This window comes from Acinetobacter lwoffii (assembly GCF_019343495.1).
In the GTDB taxonomy this organism is placed as follows: Bacteria; Pseudomonadota; Gammaproteobacteria; order Pseudomonadales; family Moraxellaceae; genus Acinetobacter; species Acinetobacter lwoffii_P.
In genome coordinates this window covers 63,943-83,824 of sequence record NZ_CP072549.1, presented here as the reverse complement: position 1 = coordinate 83,824, position 19,882 = coordinate 63,943, and the positions used below count along the sequence as shown (strand labels likewise).

The following is a 19,882-nucleotide window of genomic DNA, read 5'->3' as shown; positions in this document are numbered from 1 at the left end:
GTAATGCTCCTATTCCACTTATTTATTTGACTCGCCAAAGACCTGAATATTGAAATTACGAATCTTGTTGCTACCATTCGGCTTATCAAAACTCACATCATACTGAACCAGATTCTCCGGATAGGCAATTTCATAACTGACCTTATATTGTCCAGGCTGATTGATTGCTTCTTCAATCTCTTTGGTCATTAAAGTCTTAGACTTGTATTCACCTTGAGGAATTGAACGTGAAAAGCGTTTCATCAGCTTTTCATTATCCTTAAACTGGGTTTGCAACTGCGGTTCTAACTGATCCAGAAATTCCTCATATTTCCCATCACGCAAATCCTCATAGGCTAGCTGTGCCGCCTTTTCCTGTTCAGGACTCGGATCCGGAATATTGTCCATTGAATTACAGCCACTCAATGCAACCGCTGCTGCTAACAACATTAATTTGGTTTTCATCGCTTACCCTTATGCAGTCAAGGTTTATAAAAAAGGACGCCGAAGCGCCCTTTTTATCAGTAAAAAACTTATTCTTCTACTGAATTTTCACCATCTTTTTCAACTTGCTCATTTTCAACTGCTACATCTGTTTCTGCCACTAAAGATTCTGCACCTTCAATTGCTTCAACAAACTCGTCTTCTTCAACAGCTTCGATTGAAACCACACCGACCAGCAATTCCTCATTACCTAGACGGATCAGACGAACACCCTGTGCATTACGACCAGTTTGCGCCACTTCAGATGCACGGGTACGAACCAGCGTACCGCCATCAGAAATTAGCATCAGCTCTTTAGTCGCATCAATGCCAACAGCACCCACCAATTGACCGTTACGTTCAGAGGTCTTGATCGCAATCACACCCTTACCGCCACGTTTCTTGGTCGGGAAGTCGTCTACTGGAGTACGTTTACCATAACCATTTTCAGATGCACACAGTACTTCGCCAGTTTCAGGAACCACCACCAATGACACGATACGGCTAATCAATGCTGAATCTGAACCATCTTCGTCATCAGACTCGATCTCAGTTTCGTCATTTTCTTCTAGCTGTGCAGCTGCACCAATGGTCACGCGCATACCGCGTACACCTTTGGCAGAACGGCCCATTGAACGTACATCCGTCTCTGCGAAGCGAATGGCTTTACCTTCGTTCGAGAACAACATGATTTGCTGTTCGCCGTCGGTAATCGCTACACCAATGAGGGTATCGTCACCATTCAGCTCAATCGCACGTAAACCGTTTGAACGGACATTCGAGAACTGTTCAAGCTCTACACGTTTAATCGTACCGTATTCAGTTGCCATAAACACATAGAAGTTTTTACGTACCGCTTCAGCCTGCTGAGCAAAGTCATTGATGATGTCATCATCAAGATCTGTTGCAGAAAGCTCTAAGCCCAACTGTTTCAATTGAATACGCAATGCATCTGAAATATCATCCGCACCATCTTCAGATTCAGTCAGGGCAGCTTCAAGCTCGGCAAAATGAGCATTGATCACTTCATTGGCTTGCAACTGCGCTGCATTAACTTTTACAAATGCCTTGAAGTCAGCCAGACGTTCTTTGAATTTCTTCGGCGCGTCAATGACAGGCAAGATCGCAGTAATGGTCTCGTTTTCATCCAGCGGCAGCAAGTTCACCATTGGGCGGCCTTTGGCACCACGTGATGCTTGCGGCACTTCATAGACTTTCAGACGATAGACCTTACCAACGTTGGTAAAGCAAAGTACTGTCGCATGACTTGAAGTCACAATCAGATGCTGAATGTAATCATCTTCTTTCATGCTGGTCGCAGACTTACCACGGCCACCACGACGCTGTGCAGCGTAGTCAGACAATGGTTGAGTTTTCGCATAACCTGATTTCGATACCGTCAGAACCATTTGCTCTTCAGGAATCAGATCTTCACGAGAGAAATCGATACGTGACTCGACAATCGACGTTTTACGTGCATCGCCATACTGCTGAAGAATCAAGGCCAATTCTTCACGAATCACATTCATCAACAGATTAAAGTCATTCAAAATTGCAGTCAGTTCAGCAATTTGTGACAGAATTTCACTATATTCCGCATGTAACTTGTCTTGTTCCAGACCAGTTAAACGGTGTAAGCGAAGTTCCATAATCGCATTCACTTGGGTTGGTGACAGACGATAAATCTCGCCATCCAAACCAAATGGGCGACTTGGATCTTCACCTTCAATCTCATCTGGACGTACAGAAACTGAACCGGCTTTTTCTAGCAAGGCCAAAACACCGCCACCAGCCCACTCACCTGCCTGCAAACGCTCACGCGCTTCAGCTGGATTCGCAGAACTCTTGATGGTTTCGATGATGGCATCAATATTCGCCAGAGCAACGGTTAAACCTTCCAGGATATGACCACGTTCACGCGCTTTGCGTAATTCGAACATGGTACGACGCGTGACCACTTCCTGACGGTGACGGATAAACGCTGCAATGATGTCTTTCAAGTTCATCAATTTTGGTTGGCCATTATCCAGACAAACCATATTGATGCTGAAAGAGTTTTCAAGTTGCGTATTCTGGAACAGGTTGTTCACGATCACTTCGGCGTTTTCACCGCGCTTCAGGTCAATCGCGATACGCATACCGTCTTTGTCAGACTCGTCACGAAGCTCTGAAATGCCTTCGAGTTTTTTCTCTTTGACCAGTTCAGCAATACGCTCAATGGTTTTTGCTTTATTGACCTGATATGGAATTTCAGTGAAGACAATCGTGGTACGGCCATTCTTCGGATCTTCTTCGAAATGGTATTTACCACGGATATGCAAACGGCCCTTACCAGTACGGTACGCATCGACGATACCTGATTTACCGTAAATGATGCCACCTGTCGGGAAATCCGGACCAGAAATATGTTCCATCAATCCTTCAATGCTGATTTGAGGATCATTGGCATAGGCCAGACACGCATTCACCACTTCAGTCATGTTATGCGGCGCCATATTGGTCGCCATACCGACTGCAATACCAGTGACACCATTAATCAACAAGTTCGGAACACGGGTTGGCATGACTTGAGGAATACGCTCAGAGCCATCGTAGTTGTCTTCCCACTCGACGGTATCTTTTTCAAGATCCGCTAACAGTTCGTGGGTCAGTTTACGCATACGCACTTCGGTATAACGCATGGCTGCTGCGCTATCGCCATCGACCGAACCGAAGTTACCTTGACCATCAACCAATTGGTAACGCAAGCTGAAATCTTGCGCCATACGTACAATGGTTTCGTATACGGCATAATCACCATGCGGGTGATATTTACCGATGACGTCACCGACTACACGTGCAGACTTTTTATAAGCTTTGTTATAGTCATTGCCTAATTCGTGCATTGCGAAAAGCACACGACGATGAACAGGTTTTAAACCATCTCGTACATCGGGCAATGCACGTGACACAATCACGCTCATCGCATAATCGAGATATGAGCTTTTAAGTTCATCCTCAATGGCAATCGGTCTAATTTCCGATACGCTCATGCATACTCCTTATTCTACAAGCCAATTTTGGCTTGTATTTATATGTCGTAAAACTAGCAAAATCATTAACTCAAACGACTGAGTTAAAAACTAAAATACAGCCCTAAATTATAGCATAAACACTTGTATTTTTGTGTCGAAATATTCAGCTTAACCTTGTTAATTATCTTCATTTTAGTGATCATTTTCTTGTTATTTCAAAACCGAAAATCAGCGCATCCAGACAGGATTTTTCAATACCCAAAATTTTGAGAAATACAGGAGTACAAAAACAAAATGCGCCAATCAACTGGCGCATCTTCATCGTTTTTTCTATATTTTTATTGTGCCTGGTTCAGTACTTTACGATAGCTCAGCACGGCCACAATCAATAAAACTGGCAATAACATTTCTACCCCTTCCTCAATGGTCATAATCATGATTTAAGTATGTGGCACCAACTGGATGCCGAATTCTTCTTTCAGGGTTGAGGTCGTGCGATCCAGCACCTTGCTCAGTCCGCCACAGGCAATGGTGAGGAAGATAAAAAAATGTGCAATATTCAAAGAATCTTTCATGCTTCGTATGGTTTGAACCAATTTTTTCGCCAGTACCAGAAAGACAAAAATAATCCCGAGCAATAAAATAAATCCGAGCAGCTTATCCATGAGCGGAATTTCAGCACTGCGATAGAAATTAGTTTTAATAAAACTCATTTCAAACACCTGCTTATGAAAATCCATTTCCCGCAATCCCAACAATGTCGCTGCTATAGCCGTAAACACTCGGGTATTAGGTTTGATTTCAACATTGAGCAAACACAGCACTGCCAGCAAGTACCATAACCATGGACTCATGACTTCAAAAGCGCCTGATTCACTAAATAAATACTGAGTCACCGCAGGCGGTGCATTCAGGGCAGTATGAATGCAAATACCCAGATAAAGCGCAATCAGCAGAAAACTAATTAACAGGATATGGGCGGCTTTGGAAAAGGACATGATTAAAAACAGGAGAAAAACCAAACCGGAATTTTATCACTTTTCATGCAAATGAAATACTCTAGTTTCGACTGCCGAGTATTTTTAAAATTTTTGCATAAAAAAACGCCCTTGCACAAAACAGGAAAGCATTGCTTTCACTGCCTGCGCAAGAGCGTTTTTTTAAAGCTGATTCAGGAATTAGATTTTAGAAACCAATTCTGGAATTACAGTGTTCAGGTCACCGACTAACCAGTAGTCAGCGACTGCATTGATTGGTGCTTCTTCATCTTTGTTGATCGCAACGATCACTTTAGACTCTTTCATACCCGCCAAATGCTGAATCGCACCAGAGATACCTACCGCGATGTACAGGTCAGGTGCAACGATTTTACCAGTTTGACCCACTTGCATATCGTTTGGTACGAAGCCAGCATCTACCGCAGCACGTGATGCACCTTGAGCAGCACCAAGCTTGTCGGCCAATGGATCAAGGATCTTGTGATAGTTCTCACCAGAACCTACACCACGACCACCAGAAACCACAATACGCGCAGCTGTCAGTTCAGGACGTTCAGACTTTACGATTTCTTCGTTGATAAACTTAGAAATACCCGCATCACCAGTAGACGCAGCAGCTTCAACAGCAGCAGAACCGCCTTCAGCAGCTACAGCATCAAATGCTGTACCACGAACAGTCGCCAATACGATGTTTTCGCCTGATTCTACAGTTGCAATTGCGTTACCTGCATAGATCGGACGTTTGAAAGTCTTAGGACCATCTACCGCAATGATGTCAGTGATCATGCTTACGTCAAGAAGCGCAGCTGCACGTGGTAAAATGTTTTTACCAGTTGTTGTAGAAGCAGCAAGGATATGTGTATAGCCTTTACCTAATTCAGCAACAAGTTTAGCCACATTTTCAGCCAATTGGTTTGCATAAGCAGCGTCATCAGCAAGTAATACTTTGCTTACACCCGCAACTTTAGCCGCTTGGTCAGCAACTGCCTGAGCGCCAGAACCAGCAACCAATACAGTGATATCACCACCGATTTTTTGCGCTGCAGCAACAACGTTTAAAGTAGCAGCGTTTAATGCTTTGTTGTCGTGCTCAGCGATAACTAAAATACTCATGATTTTTATCCTTCTGTATTAGATCACTTTCGCTTCGTTTTTCAATTTTTCTACAAGCTCGTCTACAGACTTCACTTGTACGCCAGCTTTACGCTCTGCAGGTGATTCAACTTTCACTGTTTTCAGTTTAGTTGCAGGGTTTACACCGAAATCTGCAGGTGACTTGGTATCCAGCGGTTTTTTACGCGCTTTCATGATGTTTGGAAGTGCCGCATAACGAGGCTCGTTCAAACGCAAGTCCGTGGTAATGATTGCTGGAAGTTTCAGCTCAACAGTTTGTAAACCGCCGTCTACTTCACGTGTTACTTGTACTTTATCGCCATCTACTTTTACTTCAGAAGCGAATGTACCTTGACCTGCACCCATTAGAGCGCCAAGCATCTGACCAACCTGATTCGAGTCATCATCAATTGCTTGCTTACCCAGAAGGATCAATTGTGGTTGTTCAGCGTCAACAACGCCTTTCAGAATTTTAGCGATTTCCAGCGCACCCAGTTGGCTGTCATCAGCTTCAACCAGAATACCGCGGTCAGCACCAAGCGCCATTGCAGAACGAATCTGTTCTTGGGCTTCTTTAGGACCAATAGAAACAACAATGATTTCTGAAACAGTTCCTTTTTCTTTTAAACGAACCGCTTCTTCCACTGCAATTTCACAGAATGGATTAATTGACATTTTAACGTTAGTTAAGTCAACACCACTGTTGTCCGGTTTAACACGAACTTTAACGTTGGCATCAACCACACGTTTTACAGCAACAAGAGCCTTCATGTAATCCTCGGCTGTTTTAGCAAATGTAAATGTTGAGAAAAGTTAGTGTAACTCTTCACTTAAATTTTTTTAGGTGCCCTATCTTGCAATGTGTACGGCATTTCGGTCAAGTCACAATTCAACAAAGAGGTGTAAAAATGCGTAATTTTCCCTGAACGATGCGTTCACAATTAATTGTTATCGTTTTATTACAATGAAATGTATCAATATTTACTTAAAATTTACCCATTGATTTATATTATTTTTTTATCTGATTAATCACATCAGAAGTTTTGATTGATCACATTTAATTTAAATTGATTTAAAGCAGCTTGAAGCAAAACAGCCGGAATATACGTATGTCAGCTTTTGTCATTTTGGACAGAACTCTTTTTGAGAGCGAATTAAACCTAATATAAAGACAAATTGACCAAATAATAAACCAGCGCATTGAATTCTACGCCGACAAAGTGAATATTTAATTTCAAATCTTCGCAATTATAAAAAAAGCATACTGCGAACAGTATGCTTCTTTGCAACCAGATTAATTGATGATGAGCCAGCTTGCAGCAAGTGCCAGTAAACCACCAGAAGTTCCATCCACCCATTTTTGTTTACGTTCATCCATTTGGGTTTTTTGGCTGATTTTGCTGAACAAAATACTTAAGCTACAATACACTACAAAAATCAGACTGATAAAAATAAAGGACAGGATCAAACCTTGGCTGACAGTATTGGCGGATTTATCAATAAACTGCGGCAAAATCGCAAAATAAATCAACATGCCTTTTGGATTTAACAGCGCAGTAAAAAAACCTTTTTTAATCGGATTGGCTGAGGTCTTTTTCTCAATGTTCAGCGCTTTTTTACTGAATACCGATTTGAGCAAATTAAAGGCCAAATACAACAGATACGCAATCCCAAGCCAGCGAATTGTTTCAAACAGCACCGGAAAAGAGATAATAATAGCCGCAATTCCGAGTGCCACCAGAATAGAATGCACCAGATAACCGCAACACACCCCTAAGGTTGCCATCATGCCTGCTTTTGCATCTTTACCCATCACTTGAGACAGGATAAATAACATATCGGGTCCAGGCGTAAAAATCAGGGGAAGCACGGTCAGTGCAAAGAGTACAAATACAGACATTTCCTTTTCCTTTCAAACTCCAGAAAGTGAAACAAGTATCTGCGATTTTTTACAAAATTGGCTTTCAATTTATTTTATAATAAGTATTATTTTTCGAATATTATTCTAATTTATGAAAATATCCACCAAGTCTGTGCGGGTAAAACTTGATCGAATTGATAAAAATATCATTCGACATTTACAGTCCAATGGCCGTATTCAGAATAATGATCTGGCACGTGAAATCGGACTTTCACCTTCATCCTGTTTACGCCGGGTAAAATTACTGGAAGATGCAGGCGTGATTCAGAATTACACGACTATTGTCGACCAACAAAAAATTGGTTTTCAGCTGATTTTATTTTCACGCATCTGGTTAGTCGGTCAGGATGCCGAAACCATTGATACCTTTATTGAGGCGATGAAAGAATTGCCGCAAGTGATGGAGTGCTACATTATTTTGGGAGAGAGCGATGCCATGTTGAAAGTTGTGGTGCCTGATCTGGAAAGTTACCGTAAATTTCAGTCGACCCATCTGACCAAAAAAAATGGTATTACCAGTGTCAAAACAGATTTACCGAGTCAGATTATTAAACAGAGTTTCCAGCTGCCTTTAGAAGATTTATAGGCAAACTGATTTTAGACAACGACGCTATGTTCTTAATTTAAGATTTGCATAATCGTATGCTTGCTTAAACCATAACATGTGCTGCAAGCGCATAGATTGCAAGTTCTCGTATAAAAAAGGTTGCCTATAATAGAAGACAACCTTTTCCTCTTGAGCAAAGCCAAACCACAGGACTGAGTCTTATTTTTATGCTGTGTGGATGCTTCAGAATTTACTCAGTTTCTTGTGCTAAAAAATCACGATGTACATGGCTTAAATCTACCAGCTCATAGTCTGCCAATTCAAAAATTTGCCAAATCGCAATCGCATCTTCTTTTAAATCGACTGCTTGGGTCGCACGATTCGACAATTGCCATTGCAAGTCAGAAATCCATAAATAGTATTGTCCAGTCGCCGCATTAAAGGCCTGAACTTTCCCATCGGCATTAATGCCTTGAATGATGGCGCCTTCAGGTAAAGTCGCTTCAAGATTGGGTAAGCTAATGTCCACGAAATGTTTGATTTGTCGCAGACCATAACCTGCAAACATTTCTTTTTGAGCTTCACTTAACTGTGCATATTTTTGCTCTACATCTGCAATTACCAGTGTGTCCATGTCACCTCCCATCGGTCAAATGCTGAGACGCTGCTCAGCAATATTTCATTTTAAATATTAAATAGTATTTATTGTTATACCTGAAATGGCGCATTTAACGAATAAGACAATAGTGAAATGCTTACCCGAACGCCAATGTTCAGTTCAATTCCATTTTAAGGTTTATATATGAAAGTTTTGTGCCAAAAATACAATTTTCATGATTTTTATTCTTTAAAACTGGGCACATGATCAATCTTCTTTATGCTGCGCACGCGGATGGGCCTGATCATAAATCTGGGCCAGATGGTCAAAATCAACATGGGTATAAATTTGCGTGGTGGTTAAATTACTGTGTCCCAGCATTTCCTGCACCGCACGTAAGTCCCGGCTATTCGACAACATATGACTGGCAAAACAATGTCTTAACAAATGCGGATGCAGATCGACATTGACGCCTGCGCGCTGCGCCTGAAACTTGACCCGATTTTCAATTTGTCGTGCACCGAGCGGATTGCCTTTCTGGGTAATAAATACATTCGCCTCCGGTACAAAATCGCCATTCCATAAAGGATAAACCTGCAACCAAGCCATCACGCTGTCTTTGGCCTTGGAACCGAAAGGCACTATCCGGGTTTTATTGCCTTTACCAGTAATGCGTAATAACTGCCGGTTGAAATCAATATCTTTAATTCTCAGGCTTTGCAGTTCTGCCAGACGCAGCCCACTGGAATAAAGCAATTCTAACATCGCTTTGTCCCGGAGCCACATTTGCTGTTGTATTTCATTTTCAGGCGCAGGCTGATCAATAATTTGGTTGACGGTTTCAATATCCACCATGCCCGGCAAAGGACGCGATTGACGTTTTAACTGAAAATCATCCGCCGGATTAAAAGCCATATGCTGAGCCTGCTCGGCCCATTTCATAAACTGACGAATAGCCGAAAGCATACGTTGCAGGCTGCTAGGACTGAGCTGATGCTGTTCCACTTTTTCAGCCAGAAACTGGCGTAAATCGGTGGCTTCTACATCGTTTAAATTGAGCTGCTCACGCTGGCAAAACTCTAAAAAATCTGAGACATCACGTTCATAGGCTTGCAAGGTATGTTTGGACTGGTTTTGAATTTCACGTTCTTTCAGCCACATGTTAAGCAAGAGTTGAGGTGGGACAATCACTGCTTGCTCCATTTAGAGTTGCTCCAAATAATCTTGAATCAGCATTGCAACCTGATTTGCATGAGAATTGGCAAAGAAATGATCTCCACCTTGGATAATATGCAATTTTGCATTTTTAAAAATTCCTGCCAAGTATTGTCCAAGCTGAACAGTACTTAAAGGATCATGATCGCCCCAGATCAGTAAGATCGGAATGTCAAGACTTTCAAGCTGAATGCGGCTAAATTCAGTTTGGTCTTGTACAAACCAGTCCGGTGCTGTTTTAAAATGTTCATGATAATCTGTTCGCCAGTCTGCACAATGAAATGATTGCAAATTCAGGCCACCAGATGTCGCCAACAATACCAGTCCTTTGACTTTCTGTGGATGCTTAAGTACCAACCCAACGGCCAATACACCACCCATAGACTGGGCAATCAGAATGGAATCATCCTCTATCTGCTTTTCCACGAATTCTTGCAAATCATGCAGATTTTGAATGGCCAAATTTGGTGCTACGCCATCAAAGCTTGGATAGGCAATGACTTGCTGATCTGGATATTCGGTTAATGCTGCCTTTAATGGCTGCCAAAAGTGCTGGCTTCCTGAAGCACCCGGCAGGAACACAAGCTTATTCATCTCGGTCAAATTCTACGGTTTTTCCCATCCTAGCATAAAAAAAGCACCATCGAAGACAGTGCTTTTTTCTCAAGCGGAACCAAGCTTAACCCTGGAAATAACGTAAATCCAGACGTCCTTCATATACGGTCGCCGTTGGTCCGGTCATCCAGACCACATCACCTTCTTTCCATTCAATTTGCAGCTTGCCGCCTGCCAGTTCAACTTCGACTTTACTCGACAGCAGACCACGACGCATACCTGAAATTGCGGCAGCACAGGCACCTGTACCACAAGCTAAGGTCTCGCCTACACCACGCTCGTACACACGTAAACGTGCATGTTTTTCATCAATAATCTGCATAAAGCCAGCATTGACTCGTGCCGGGAAGCGCGCATGTGATTCAACTTGTGGACCAATACGTGCGACATCGGCAGCAATCACATCCGGTACGATTGTCACCGCATGTGGATTCCCCATATTGACCACATCAATGGTCAGCTTTTCACCGCCAGCAAGATCGATGTCATACAGGCTCTCCTGCGCATCAGCTACAAATGGAATTTCCTGAGGCAAAAATTTTGGATAACCCATATTGACCCGTACCCAACCATTCGCACCCAATTCCGGCTCTACAATACCAGATTTGGTTTGTACCTTGATTTTGGTTTTGGTGGTGAGCTGACGATCATGCACAAATTTGGCAAAACAGCGCACGCCATTGCCACATTGTTCCACTTCCGAACCATCAGCATTAAAAATCCGGTATTTAAAGTCTGCACTTGGCACATCGGGTGGCTCAACCACCAAGAGTTGATCAAAACCAATGCCGAAATTACGATTGGCCAAACGCTGAATGGTCAAGGTATCCAGATAAGCACGTTGGCTGATCAGATCAACCACCATAAAGTCATTGCCCAGACCATGCATCTTGGTAAATTCTAATAACATCCTGATTTATCCTTAAGGCAATAAACGCTCACGTTCCCAGAGTGATTCAATCGTTTCACGTTCACGAATCAAATGCGCCTGATCAGCGTCGACCATTACTTCAGCAGCACGACCACGGCTGTTGTAATTTGAGCTCATCACAAAACCGTATGCACCCGCGCCAAGCACTGCTAGCACATCATTTTCCGTGATCGCAAGCTCGCGCTCTTTACCCAGAAAATCACCAGTTTCACAGATCGCGCCCACAACATCCCATTCTTTCGTTTCGACATCGGTACGAGGTGTAACGGATTGAATGTCCATCCATGCTTCATATAAAGCAGGACGAATCAGGTCATTCATCGCGGCATCAATAATCGCGAAATTACGATGATTGGTTGGCTTCAACAGATCCACTTTAGTCAGCAACACACCCGCATTAGCAGAAATACTACGTCCCGGTTCCATATACACTTTCAAGCCCAATTTTTCTAAAGCTGGACGTAGCGCATTGGCATATTCTTCAACCGACGGCGGGGTTTCATCTTTATACGTCACACCCAGACCACCACCGATATCGATGTGTTTGAGGTGAATGCCCAGCTCTTTTAACTGCTCAATCATGACAATGACACGATCCAGTGCATCGACAAATGGCTGGGTTTCAGTCAACTGTGAACCGATATGGCAGTCAATTCCGACTACATCCAGATTTGGCAATGACGCTGCATATTGATAAGTTTCAAACACGCTATCCGATGGAATACCGAATTTATTTTCTTTTAAGCCGGTTGAAATATAAGGATGGGTTTTGGCATCGACATCCGGATTCACACGCAAGGAAATCGGCGCTTTGACATTCAATTCAGCCGCAACTTTCTGGATACGATCCAGCTCGGCATAAGATTCCACGTTGAAACAGGCAATGCCGACTTCCAACGCTTTTTTGATATCCGCTTCAGATTTACCCAAGCCCGAAAATACGATTTTCGATGCATCACCACCGGCTTTCAGCACACGCGCCAATTCACCACCGGTCACAATATCAAAACCGGCACCCTGTTTGGCCAATACATTCAATACCGCAAGATTAGAGTTGGACTTTACCGCAAAACAGATTTGATGGTCGATAAAATCAAAAGCACGGTCCATATCTAAAAAATGCTTTTCCAAAGTGGCTTTAGAATAAACATAGAGTGGTGTGCCGAATTGCTCCGCGAGCTGTTGTAATGAACATTGCTCAGCGTGCAATACCCCATTAATGCGGGTGAAACTCATGAAGGTATCCTTTCTGTGAAAGCGTTATGGAGTGGTTTTAACGTCTGAATCGGTAGGTGCAGCAAACTGTTGTTGCACAGGTGCCTCGCGTTCTTCATCGGACGCTTTAGGCTCAGTTTCAGTATTTTTGTATAACAGATACTTGGCACGCTTGTCGTAATTCGGATCATTCGGCAAGTGCAAAGCACCTGACTGTCCACAACTTGCAAGAGCAAGACCCGTCGCTAAGATACTGATGTAGCAAATGACTTGGCGCATCTGACCACCTAATGTAATAGTTTCGATGAAGTATAACGCGATCATTCGGCATGACCCAAGCGTTAAACGCTAGAGAGTATCTTTAGACAAAAAAAAACGCCAGCAGATCGCTGACGTTTTTATTGATAAGGTTTATTTATGTTTCTGTTTATAGAAACCAAAATAGCCAATGATTAGCAGGATAAACCAGATCGGACTGATCATCAGTGCCTGGCGAGTATCCTCTTCCAGTGCTAAGACCACGATCATGCTCAGGAAGAAGATAATCACGATCCAACAGGTCACTAAACCACCTGGTAATTTAAAGGTCGATTTGGCATGCAGCTCTGGTCGTGTTTTGTAATACACGATATAGCTCCAGATAATGATGATCCAGACACAGATAAACAGAATCGTAGATAAAGTCGTTGCCAAGGTAAAGGCCCGAACTGTATCCGGAACAAAATACTGGAGTGCTGCTCCCAGCAACAAACATACCGCCGAGAAATACAAGGCATTGGCAGGCACTGCGCGACGGTTCAGACGACCAAAAGCCATCGGTGCCTGCTCTTCACGCGACAGGCCAAACAGCATACGGCTGGTCGAGAATACGCCACTGTTCATCGATGACATCACCGAGGACAATACCACCAGGTTCATGATGATCGCAGCCGCGGCAATGCCAGCCTGACTGAACAGGTTTACAAACGGCGAGACATTCGGGTCAATCTGGTTCCATGGAGTTACTGACATCACAATTAGCAGTGCCAAAACATAGAAAATAATGATACGGATCGGAATAGAGTTCACCGCTTTTGGCAGGTTCTTTTCCGGATCTTTGGTTTCAGCCGCGGTAGTACCCACCAGCTCTACCCCGACAAAGGCAAAGATTGCAATCTGGAAACCGGCCAGGAAGCCCATGGCACCCGTCGGGAACAAACCGCCATGCTCCCAGATATGACTAAAGGATGCGACCGTACCTACATCATTGGTAAAGCCGGTAAATACCATCCACAGACCAACGGCAATCAGCACCACAATGGCGATAATTTTGACCAGGGCAAACCAGAATTCCATTTCACCAAACAGTTTTACCGTGACCAGATTCAGCCCCATGATAAACACAATTGCGGCAATACTGATCATGACGCCTTCTTCAGGGCTAAAGGGCAAGCCATTATTGAAGAATTGCAGATAGTAAATAATGGCTGACAGATCTGCGATCCCGATGGTGATCCAGCACAGCCAGTAGGTCCAGCCGACAAAGTATCCAGCCCAAGGCCCAATCAGATCCGTGGCAAAATCAATAAAAGATTTATATTGCAAATTGGAGAGTAACAGTTCACCCAGTGCACGCATTACCAGAAAGACCATAAAACCGATGATCATATAGATCACCAGAATTGAAGGACCTGCGAGACTGATGGTTTTACCCGAACCCATAAACAGGCCGGTTCCGATGGCGCCCCCAATGGCAATTAACTGTAGGTGCCGATTGGACAAACTCCGCTTTAATTCACCGTGCTCTGCCGACGAATTGTTATATTTTTCTGACATTATTAATTACAACTTTGAGTTTTACTCGCGACAAATTAACGTAAAAAATGCTGAATACAAAAATAAAATTTGCATCATTTGTATTTCCTGATTAATTGAAGAAGTTAATTTATTTTTCTTATATCGCTCTAAAGTTACATTTCTGCTTTATTTTTGACCTGCGATATTCCAGTAATTTCTTGTCAAATTTTTAAAACTGTGTAAAAAATAGAACACTATTCAGCCAATTTATGCATTTAGGATGAATGCATCTGGCATAGCAATTGCTTTTTAATCAATACCTCGAACTACACAGACATGGATCAATAAGAAGAATTTTATGCAAAATTTACAAAGTTTAATGGAAACTTTAAGCGGCTGGGTCTGGGGCCCTTATATGCTGGTACTGATTGTCGGTACCGGGATCTTCCTCACCTTCCGTTTATTGTTCTGGCAGTTCCGCATGTTGCCCCTAGCCTTCAAACAGGTCTTTGGCAAGCACCCTGACCATTCAGGGGACATTTCCCAATTCGCTTCACTCATGACCGCACTCTCTGCCACGATTGGTACCGGTAACATTGCCGGCGTAGCCACTGCCTGTGTCCTCGGTGGTCCGGGCGCCGTGTTCTGGATGTGGATGACTGCCCTGTTTGGTATGGCAACCAAATATGGCGAAGGTGTTCTGGCAGTCAAATACCGAGTCAAAAATGAGAAAGGTGAAATGTCCGGTGGTCCGATGTACTACATCGAGCGGGGTCTGAAATGGAAATGGCTGGCGCTGATTTTTGCCTTGTTCGGAACTCTGGCTTCTTTTGGGATCGGCAGCTCCGTACAGTCCAATACCGTAGCATTGGCAGTGCAAAACAGCTTGGGCATCGAAACCTGGATGACCGGTATTATTATTACTGCCTTTTCGGCACTGGTGATTTTGGGCGGGATTAAATCGATTTCCAGAGCAGCGTCACTGATTGTTCCTATTATGGCTATAGGCTATGTGGCAGGGGGATTAATTATCATTTTTAATAATCTTGAACTGGTCGTTCCTGCGCTTAAAATCATCTTCACCTATGCCTTTACTGGAGAAGCCGCAGTGGGCGGTGCAATTGGTGCGGCGATTCGTTATGGTGTGGCACGTGGTGTATTCTCCAACGAAGCCGGCATGGGTTCTGCGCCGATTGCTGCTGCAGCGGCAAAAACCGATCATCCAGCCCGTCAAGGTCTGGTGTCTATGACCGGTACCTTCATTGATACCATTATTGTCTGTTCAATTACTGGTATTGTTCTGGTGATGGGTTATATCATGACCGGTAATTCATTCGGAGATCAAACCGGTGCGGTACTGACTATCGGTGTATTCGACAAGCTGCTACCTGGTATTGGCGGCTGGGTGGTGACTTTCGGGATCATTTTCTTCGCTTATTCCACCATTTTGGGCTGGAGCTACTATGGCGAAAAATGTACCAGCTATTTACTTGGCGAAAAATTCGTTTTGCCCTATCGCATTATTTATATTGCCTCAGTGTTTATCGGCTGTATTGCAACACTGGATCTGGTCTGGCTATTCGCCGATACATTTAACGGCCTGATGGCGGTTCCGAACTTAATCGCATTATTATTACTGTCTGGCGTCATTGCCAAAGAATCGAAAGACTTCATTGCAAGACGTAAATCTGGTGAACTTTATTAATTGATAAGTTATTATTTAACTACTCAATTCAAATAGTAAAAAGCCACGTTAATCGTGGCTTTTTATGCTTCATCTTTTCCATTCTTCATCATGAAAATTTAGCAACGTAAACCACTACAAGCCAGCTTGTCCCACTCAGATTCAAGCTCCAACGCTAGTCCTAAAGATAAAACAAAAAACTGAATGCCTTTAATTTTCATATTGCCCTGTTCATCTTCCAGATATCCACTCAATTTTTGATAGGTTTTATGATGCAGATCAAAAGGTACATCCAGATAAAGACCACCCAGGTAGATTTCACTATGGACGGTTTGATCCACACCTAAACACGGCATATAGACAATGCCCTGTTGCTCTAGCCAGCCGATCAACATTTGGCGAACCGAGTTTGCGTCCCGATCTGGATGTACATAATGATCAAAATGCACAAACAGCACATCACGGTTTTTTTCACGTGCGATCGCATCAATATGTTTCAGCAATTGTGACAAGATCTGTTCCATTCCAGCATAACAAGATGGGCATTATAGACGGCGTTGACGCACAGCATTCAAATCAGCATAAATAAAAACGACAAGACTTGTCGTAAAAACCATGATTTTTCAGGTGAAAGACTTGGTTTTCGATGGCATTCACCGCTATGCTGTCACTCAATTTCAATCGCTTCATCTTCAAATATGGCTAAAGCAAAAAGTGTGTATCGTTGTGAACAATGTGGTGCCGATCATCCAAAATGGTCGGGGCAGTGTTCTGAATGCGGGGAATGGAACAGCCTGGTTGAGGTAACCATTGCACCGGCAGTGACGCATCGTGCTCAGCCAAAAATTGGTGGTGGATATGCGGGCCAGGCGTCCAGCATCACGACTTTAAATCAGGTTTCAGTCTCTCATGAAACCCGTCTGCCGACGGGTATCAGCGAATTTGACCGGGTCTTGGGTGGCGGACTTGTCACTGGTTCGGTGGTCCTAATCGGCGGTGATCCCGGGATTGGTAAATCCACCATTTTGCTACAAACAGCCACGCACATGGCATCTGCCAAAAATCCGGCCCTGTATGTGACCGGTGAGGAATCTTTGTCTCAGGTGGCTTTACGTGCCCAGCGTCTGGATCTGCCGACCGACCAGCTCAAAGTCATGGCAGAAACCTGCGTCGAACGTATTTGTGAAGTACTGGCCCAGCAACGTCCTGCGGTGGCAATCCTGGACTCGATCCAAACCCTGTACACCGAAACCCTGCAATCTGCACCAGGTGGTGTCTCACAAATTCGTGAATCAGCGGCCTTGTTGACCCGTTTTGCCAAAAATAGTGGCACGTCTTTGTTTCTGGTCGGTCATGTAACCAAAGAAGGCGCACTGGCTGGCCCACGTGTACTGGAACATATGGTGGACTGTGTGCTGTATTTTGAAGGCCAGTCGGATTCACGTTACCGGATGATCCGAGCGGTCAAAAACCGTTTTGGTGCGGTCAATGAGCTCGGTGTGTTCGGCATGACCGATAAAGGTCTGCGCGAAGTTTCCAATCCTTCAGCCATCTTTTTAAGCCGTTATGATGAAGCGATTCCCGGTTCGATTGTAATGATCAGCCGCGAAGGTACGCGCCCGCTACTGGTTGAGGTTCAGGCACTGGTCGATGATGCACATGGCCAACCAAGACGCGTAGCGCTTGGTTTGGATCAGAACCGTCTAAATATGCTCCTTGCAGTCATGCATCGGCATGGTGGTGTGCAAACCTCCGGCCAGGATGTTTATGTCAATATTGTCGGTGGATTGAAAATTACCGAAACAGGTTCGGATCTGGCGGTACTTCTCGCCTGCGCTTCCAGCATTCGTGGCAAAGCCTTACCGCAACAGCTGGCGGTTTTTGGGGAAGTCGGACTGTCTGGAGAGATTCGCCCTGTGCCGAACGGTCAGGAACGGCTGAAAGAAGCGATTAAACATGGTTTTAAATACATTATTGTCCCTCGCGGCAATGCACCGCAAAAATCCATCGAGGGCGTGCAAATTATTGCAGTTGCGCGTTTACATGAAGCCTTGAGCGAGGCAATGGCGCTGAGTGATGAACTCAATTAACTGTAAACCGGCTCATTTCGTACAAAGAGCAAAAAAATACAGATTTTTGATTGAAATTCCACACAAAGCCTATATAAATAGACTGTACAAACAGGTTTTATTCTCATAGGAAAAATGAATGGAAGTTCGACAGCGCGGTTTGATCACAGGTATCTTGACAGCAGTTTTATTGGTTGCGCCTTTTGCAGCTGAAGCAAAACGTGCCGGTGGCGGTAAAAGTCACGGCATGCAACGTTCTGCACAACCTACTCAATCTTATCAACAACCTCGTCAAGCTGCGCCTGCTCAACAAGCGCCAGTTGCCGGTGCTGCAACCCAGCAAAAATCCGGTCCGGGTGTCGGCGGCATGGTTGCCGCGGGTGTAGCCGGTGCTGCGATTGGTGCAGTTGCTGCCAATGCCTTGGCGGATGATCAAAGTGTAGCAGCATCTGAAGCTCAGGCTGCTCAAGCCGAAGAGGAAAAAGGTGGTATTCCAGGCTGGATCTGGATCCTTCTTGCTGCTGCTGTTGCCTTCTTCATTTTCCGTAAGATGGGCGCAAAAAAAAAAGTAGCTTCTAACCCATACGCACCAAATAGCGGTGCTGGTAATACAGCACCTTTTGGTCAGGCACCGACTGCACCTCGCGGTGGTGACAGTACCAATATTTTTGGTCAGAATGTGGGTGGTCAAACGTCAAGCAACAATGCTCCGTTCGGTTCTGCTCCGGTAAATAACGCGCCTTTTGGTACAGCTTATACCCAAAGTGGCAGCCAGTTACCGGATGGTACTGAACCTGCAGCATTCTTGCGTGTAGCGCGTCAGCGTTTTAACCATATTCAGTCCATGAATACAGCAAGCAACATTTCTGAAATTCAGCGTTATCTGACTCCTGAACTTTATCAGTCAATGTATAACGACATCATGAGCAATCAGGATCAGGATGTTGCCGAGTTTTCAAATCTGAATGCGATGGTCGTCGACTCATCGACTGACAATGGCCAGTATATTGTCAGCGTACGCTTTACAGGTACGGTAAGCGAAGACTTAAACAGCTTGCCGCAACCGTTCGCAGAAATCTGGCATTTCACCAAACCAGCAGGTTCAAATCAGGACTGGGTGGTTGCAGGTATTCAGCAAGACTAATCGTGAATAAATGAAGTTTAGACAGCGGCCTTCGAGCCGCTGGTTTTATTTGTAAGCCTTACATTTTGATCTTTTTTAATTCCCTTCCCCCTCTTTTTTTAACTTAACTTCCAGTTTTACTTATTTTTCATATAAATAGCTCAAAAACCCATATTTAAAATCTAAACAATAATTGCTATCATTATCATTAATTACTTCATAAGTTTGTAAATAGAATTTTCGATGATGAATAGTCCGAATATGCAAGCCATAGCGACTGGAACAGTTACTGCACCGAAACCATCAAGCAAAAATAAAGTCAAAGCAAATATGCTGGCTTATCGTGGGATGATTTTATATCGCTTTATTCTGGCGGGTGCTGGCGGTTATCTACTGGCTACACTGGCAACGATCTTGATTGCCCAGCTTTTTATCGACAGTGGAAGCAGTGCAGCCATGTCCGCCACCCTGATTGGCTTTAGCTTGAATGCTGCTGCATTTATCTGGGTATTTATGGTGAATAAGACGCTCAAAGCTACGCTCGGGATCGCGATTCCCGGTGTTTTACTCTATATCGCCTATAAGCTTTTAGGAAATTGAG

18 protein-coding genes and 1 pseudogene are annotated in these 19,882 nt (G+C 43.9%); 5 read left to right on the top strand and 14 right to left on the bottom strand.

What is annotated here, in order from left to right; genetic code table 11:
• Nucleotides 1–18: 18 nt before the first annotated feature.
• The 6 genes and pseudogenes from J7649_RS00395 to J7649_RS00370 form a co-directional block, all read right to left on the bottom strand.
• Nucleotides 19–444, bottom strand: a complete 426-nt coding sequence (locus J7649_RS00395; RefSeq protein ID WP_219308798.1) for a DUF3887 domain-containing protein — start codon at nt 442–444, stop codon at nt 19–21.
• A gap of 68 nt (nt 445–512) precedes the next feature.
• Nucleotides 513–3,494, bottom strand: coding sequence for a DNA gyrase subunit A (gene gyrA / locus J7649_RS00390; RefSeq protein WP_219308796.1), 2,982 nt, complete (start codon nt 3,492–3,494; stop codon nt 513–515).
• A 320-nt stretch (nt 3,495–3,814) separates the two neighbouring features.
• Nucleotides 3,815–4,474 (bottom strand): annotated as a pseudogene (locus tag J7649_RS00385) (hypothetical protein).
• Between the two features lie 180 nt (nt 4,475–4,654).
• Complete coding sequence (locus J7649_RS00380) at nt 4,655–5,587, bottom strand: FAD-binding protein (protein WP_004280494.1); 933 nt, start codon at nt 5,585–5,587, stop codon at nt 4,655–4,657.
• 18 nt (nt 5,588–5,605) lie between these two features.
• Nucleotides 5,606–6,358 carry an electron transfer flavoprotein subunit beta/FixA family protein gene (locus J7649_RS00375; protein ID WP_004280496.1) on the bottom strand — a complete coding sequence of 251 codons (753 nt, stop codon included), beginning with the start codon at nt 6,356–6,358 and terminating at the stop codon, nt 5,606–5,608.
• A gap of 523 nt (nt 6,359–6,881) precedes the next feature.
• Complete coding sequence (locus tag J7649_RS00370; protein ID WP_004645711.1) at nt 6,882–7,487, bottom strand: LysE family translocator; 606 nt, start codon at nt 7,485–7,487, stop codon at nt 6,882–6,884.
• 112 nt (nt 7,488–7,599) lie between these two features.
• Here J7649_RS00370 and J7649_RS00365 point away from each other — a divergent pair, with 112 nt between their 5' ends.
• Nucleotides 7,600–8,094, top strand: coding sequence for an Lrp/AsnC family transcriptional regulator (locus tag J7649_RS00365; RefSeq protein WP_180086254.1), 495 nt, complete (start codon nt 7,600–7,602; stop codon nt 8,092–8,094).
• 211 nt (nt 8,095–8,305) lie between these two features.
• Here J7649_RS00365 and J7649_RS00360 read toward each other — a convergent pair whose 3' ends face one another.
• From J7649_RS00360 to J7649_RS00330, 7 genes are all read right to left on the bottom strand, one after another.
• Nucleotides 8,306–8,689, bottom strand: a complete 384-nt coding sequence (locus tag J7649_RS00360) for a hypothetical protein (protein WP_219308794.1) — start codon at nt 8,687–8,689, stop codon at nt 8,306–8,308.
• Nucleotides 8,690–8,920: 231 nt separating this feature from the next.
• Nucleotides 8,921–9,856, bottom strand: a complete 936-nt coding sequence (gene xerA / locus J7649_RS00355; protein WP_005252485.1) for a site-specific tyrosine recombinase/integron integrase — start codon at nt 9,854–9,856, stop codon at nt 8,921–8,923.
• On the bottom strand, nt 9,857–10,462 hold the full coding sequence (locus tag J7649_RS00350; RefSeq protein ID WP_004645715.1) for an alpha/beta fold hydrolase: 606 nt from the start codon (nt 10,460–10,462) through the stop codon (nt 9,857–9,859).
• Between the two features lie 85 nt (nt 10,463–10,547).
• Nucleotides 10,548–11,393 (bottom strand): diaminopimelate epimerase, encoded by an 846-nt coding sequence (gene dapF / locus J7649_RS00345; RefSeq protein ID WP_219308792.1) that lies wholly within the window; start codon nt 11,391–11,393, stop codon nt 10,548–10,550.
• Nucleotides 11,394–11,405: 12 nt separating this feature from the next.
• A complete protein-coding gene (lysA, locus tag J7649_RS00340) occupies nt 11,406–12,650 on the bottom strand; it encodes a diaminopimelate decarboxylase (protein ID WP_219308790.1) in 1,245 nt (414 codons plus the stop codon).
• 24 nt (nt 12,651–12,674) lie between these two features.
• The gene (gene lptM / locus J7649_RS00335; RefSeq protein WP_005252493.1) at nt 12,675–12,908 is read right to left on the bottom strand and encodes an LPS translocon maturation chaperone LptM; all 234 of its coding nucleotides are present in this window, start codon (nt 12,906–12,908) and stop codon (nt 12,675–12,677) included.
• A 132-nt stretch (nt 12,909–13,040) separates the two neighbouring features.
• Nucleotides 13,041–14,444 (bottom strand): amino acid permease, encoded by a 1,404-nt coding sequence (locus J7649_RS00330; protein WP_219308788.1) that lies wholly within the window; start codon nt 14,442–14,444, stop codon nt 13,041–13,043.
• 319 nt (nt 14,445–14,763) lie between these two features.
• Between J7649_RS00330 and J7649_RS00325 the strand changes: the two genes are divergently transcribed.
• Complete coding sequence (locus tag J7649_RS00325) at nt 14,764–16,110, top strand: alanine/glycine:cation symporter family protein (protein ID WP_004731815.1); 1,347 nt, start codon at nt 14,764–14,766, stop codon at nt 16,108–16,110.
• A 98-nt stretch (nt 16,111–16,208) separates the two neighbouring features.
• Here J7649_RS00325 and J7649_RS00320 read toward each other — a convergent pair whose 3' ends face one another.
• On the bottom strand, nt 16,209–16,613 hold the full coding sequence (locus J7649_RS00320) for a hypothetical protein (protein ID WP_004645721.1): 405 nt from the start codon (nt 16,611–16,613) through the stop codon (nt 16,209–16,211).
• Nucleotides 16,614–16,787: 174 nt separating this feature from the next.
• Here J7649_RS00320 and radA point away from each other — a divergent pair, with 174 nt between their 5' ends.
• From radA to J7649_RS00305, 3 genes are all read left to right on the top strand, one after another.
• On the top strand, nt 16,788–18,179 hold the full coding sequence (radA, locus tag J7649_RS00315; protein WP_004731817.1) for a DNA repair protein RadA: 1,392 nt from the start codon (nt 16,788–16,790) through the stop codon (nt 18,177–18,179).
• A 118-nt stretch (nt 18,180–18,297) separates the two neighbouring features.
• Nucleotides 18,298–19,302 (top strand): Tim44 domain-containing protein, encoded by a 1,005-nt coding sequence (locus J7649_RS00310; RefSeq protein WP_219308786.1) that lies wholly within the window; start codon nt 18,298–18,300, stop codon nt 19,300–19,302.
• Nucleotides 19,303–19,524: 222 nt separating this feature from the next.
• Nucleotides 19,525–19,881, top strand: a complete 357-nt coding sequence (locus J7649_RS00305) for a hypothetical protein (RefSeq protein WP_034438312.1) — start codon at nt 19,525–19,527, stop codon at nt 19,879–19,881.
• Nucleotide 19,882 lies beyond the last annotated feature (1 nt).

Coding starts and splice junctions, on each gene's coding strand:
- J7649_RS00360 (WP_219308794.1), bottom strand. CDS start 8,689: ATGGACACACTGGTAATTGCAGATGTAGAGCAAAAATATGCACAGTTA.
- J7649_RS00310 (WP_219308786.1), top strand. CDS start 18,298: ATGGAAGTTCGACAGCGCGGTTTGATCACAGGTATCTTGACAGCAGTT.
- J7649_RS00375 (WP_004280496.1), bottom strand. CDS start 6,358: ATGAAGGCTCTTGTTGCTGTAAAACGTGTGGTTGATGCCAACGTTAAA.
- dapF (WP_219308792.1), bottom strand. CDS start 11,393: ATGTTATTAGAATTTACCAAGATGCATGGTCTGGGCAATGACTTTATG.
- J7649_RS00330 (WP_219308788.1), bottom strand. CDS start 14,444: ATGTCAGAAAAATATAACAATTCGTCGGCAGAGCACGGTGAATTAAAG.
- J7649_RS00325 (WP_004731815.1), top strand. CDS start 14,764: ATGCAAAATTTACAAAGTTTAATGGAAACTTTAAGCGGCTGGGTCTGG.
- lysA (WP_219308790.1), bottom strand. CDS start 12,650: ATGAGTTTCACCCGCATTAATGGGGTATTGCACGCTGAGCAATGTTCA.
- J7649_RS00320 (WP_004645721.1), bottom strand. CDS start 16,613: ATGGAACAGATCTTGTCACAATTGCTGAAACATATTGATGCGATCGCA.
- J7649_RS00305 (WP_034438312.1), top strand. CDS start 19,525: ATGATGAATAGTCCGAATATGCAAGCCATAGCGACTGGAACAGTTACT.
- J7649_RS00380 (WP_004280494.1), bottom strand. CDS start 5,587: ATGAGTATTTTAGTTATCGCTGAGCACGACAACAAAGCATTAAACGCT.
- radA (WP_004731817.1), top strand. CDS start 16,788: ATGGCTAAAGCAAAAAGTGTGTATCGTTGTGAACAATGTGGTGCCGAT.
- xerA (WP_005252485.1), bottom strand. CDS start 9,856: ATGGAGCAAGCAGTGATTGTCCCACCTCAACTCTTGCTTAACATGTGG.
- J7649_RS00365 (WP_180086254.1), top strand. CDS start 7,600: ATGAAAATATCCACCAAGTCTGTGCGGGTAAAACTTGATCGAATTGAT.
- J7649_RS00350 (WP_004645715.1), bottom strand. CDS start 10,462: ATGAATAAGCTTGTGTTCCTGCCGGGTGCTTCAGGAAGCCAGCACTTT.
- lptM (WP_005252493.1), bottom strand. CDS start 12,908: ATGCGCCAAGTCATTTGCTACATCAGTATCTTAGCGACGGGTCTTGCT.
- gyrA (WP_219308796.1), bottom strand. CDS start 3,494: ATGAGCGTATCGGAAATTAGACCGATTGCCATTGAGGATGAACTTAAA.
- J7649_RS00370 (WP_004645711.1), bottom strand. CDS start 7,487: ATGTCTGTATTTGTACTCTTTGCACTGACCGTGCTTCCCCTGATTTTT.
- J7649_RS00395 (WP_219308798.1), bottom strand. CDS start 444: ATGAAAACCAAATTAATGTTGTTAGCAGCAGCGGTTGCATTGAGTGGC.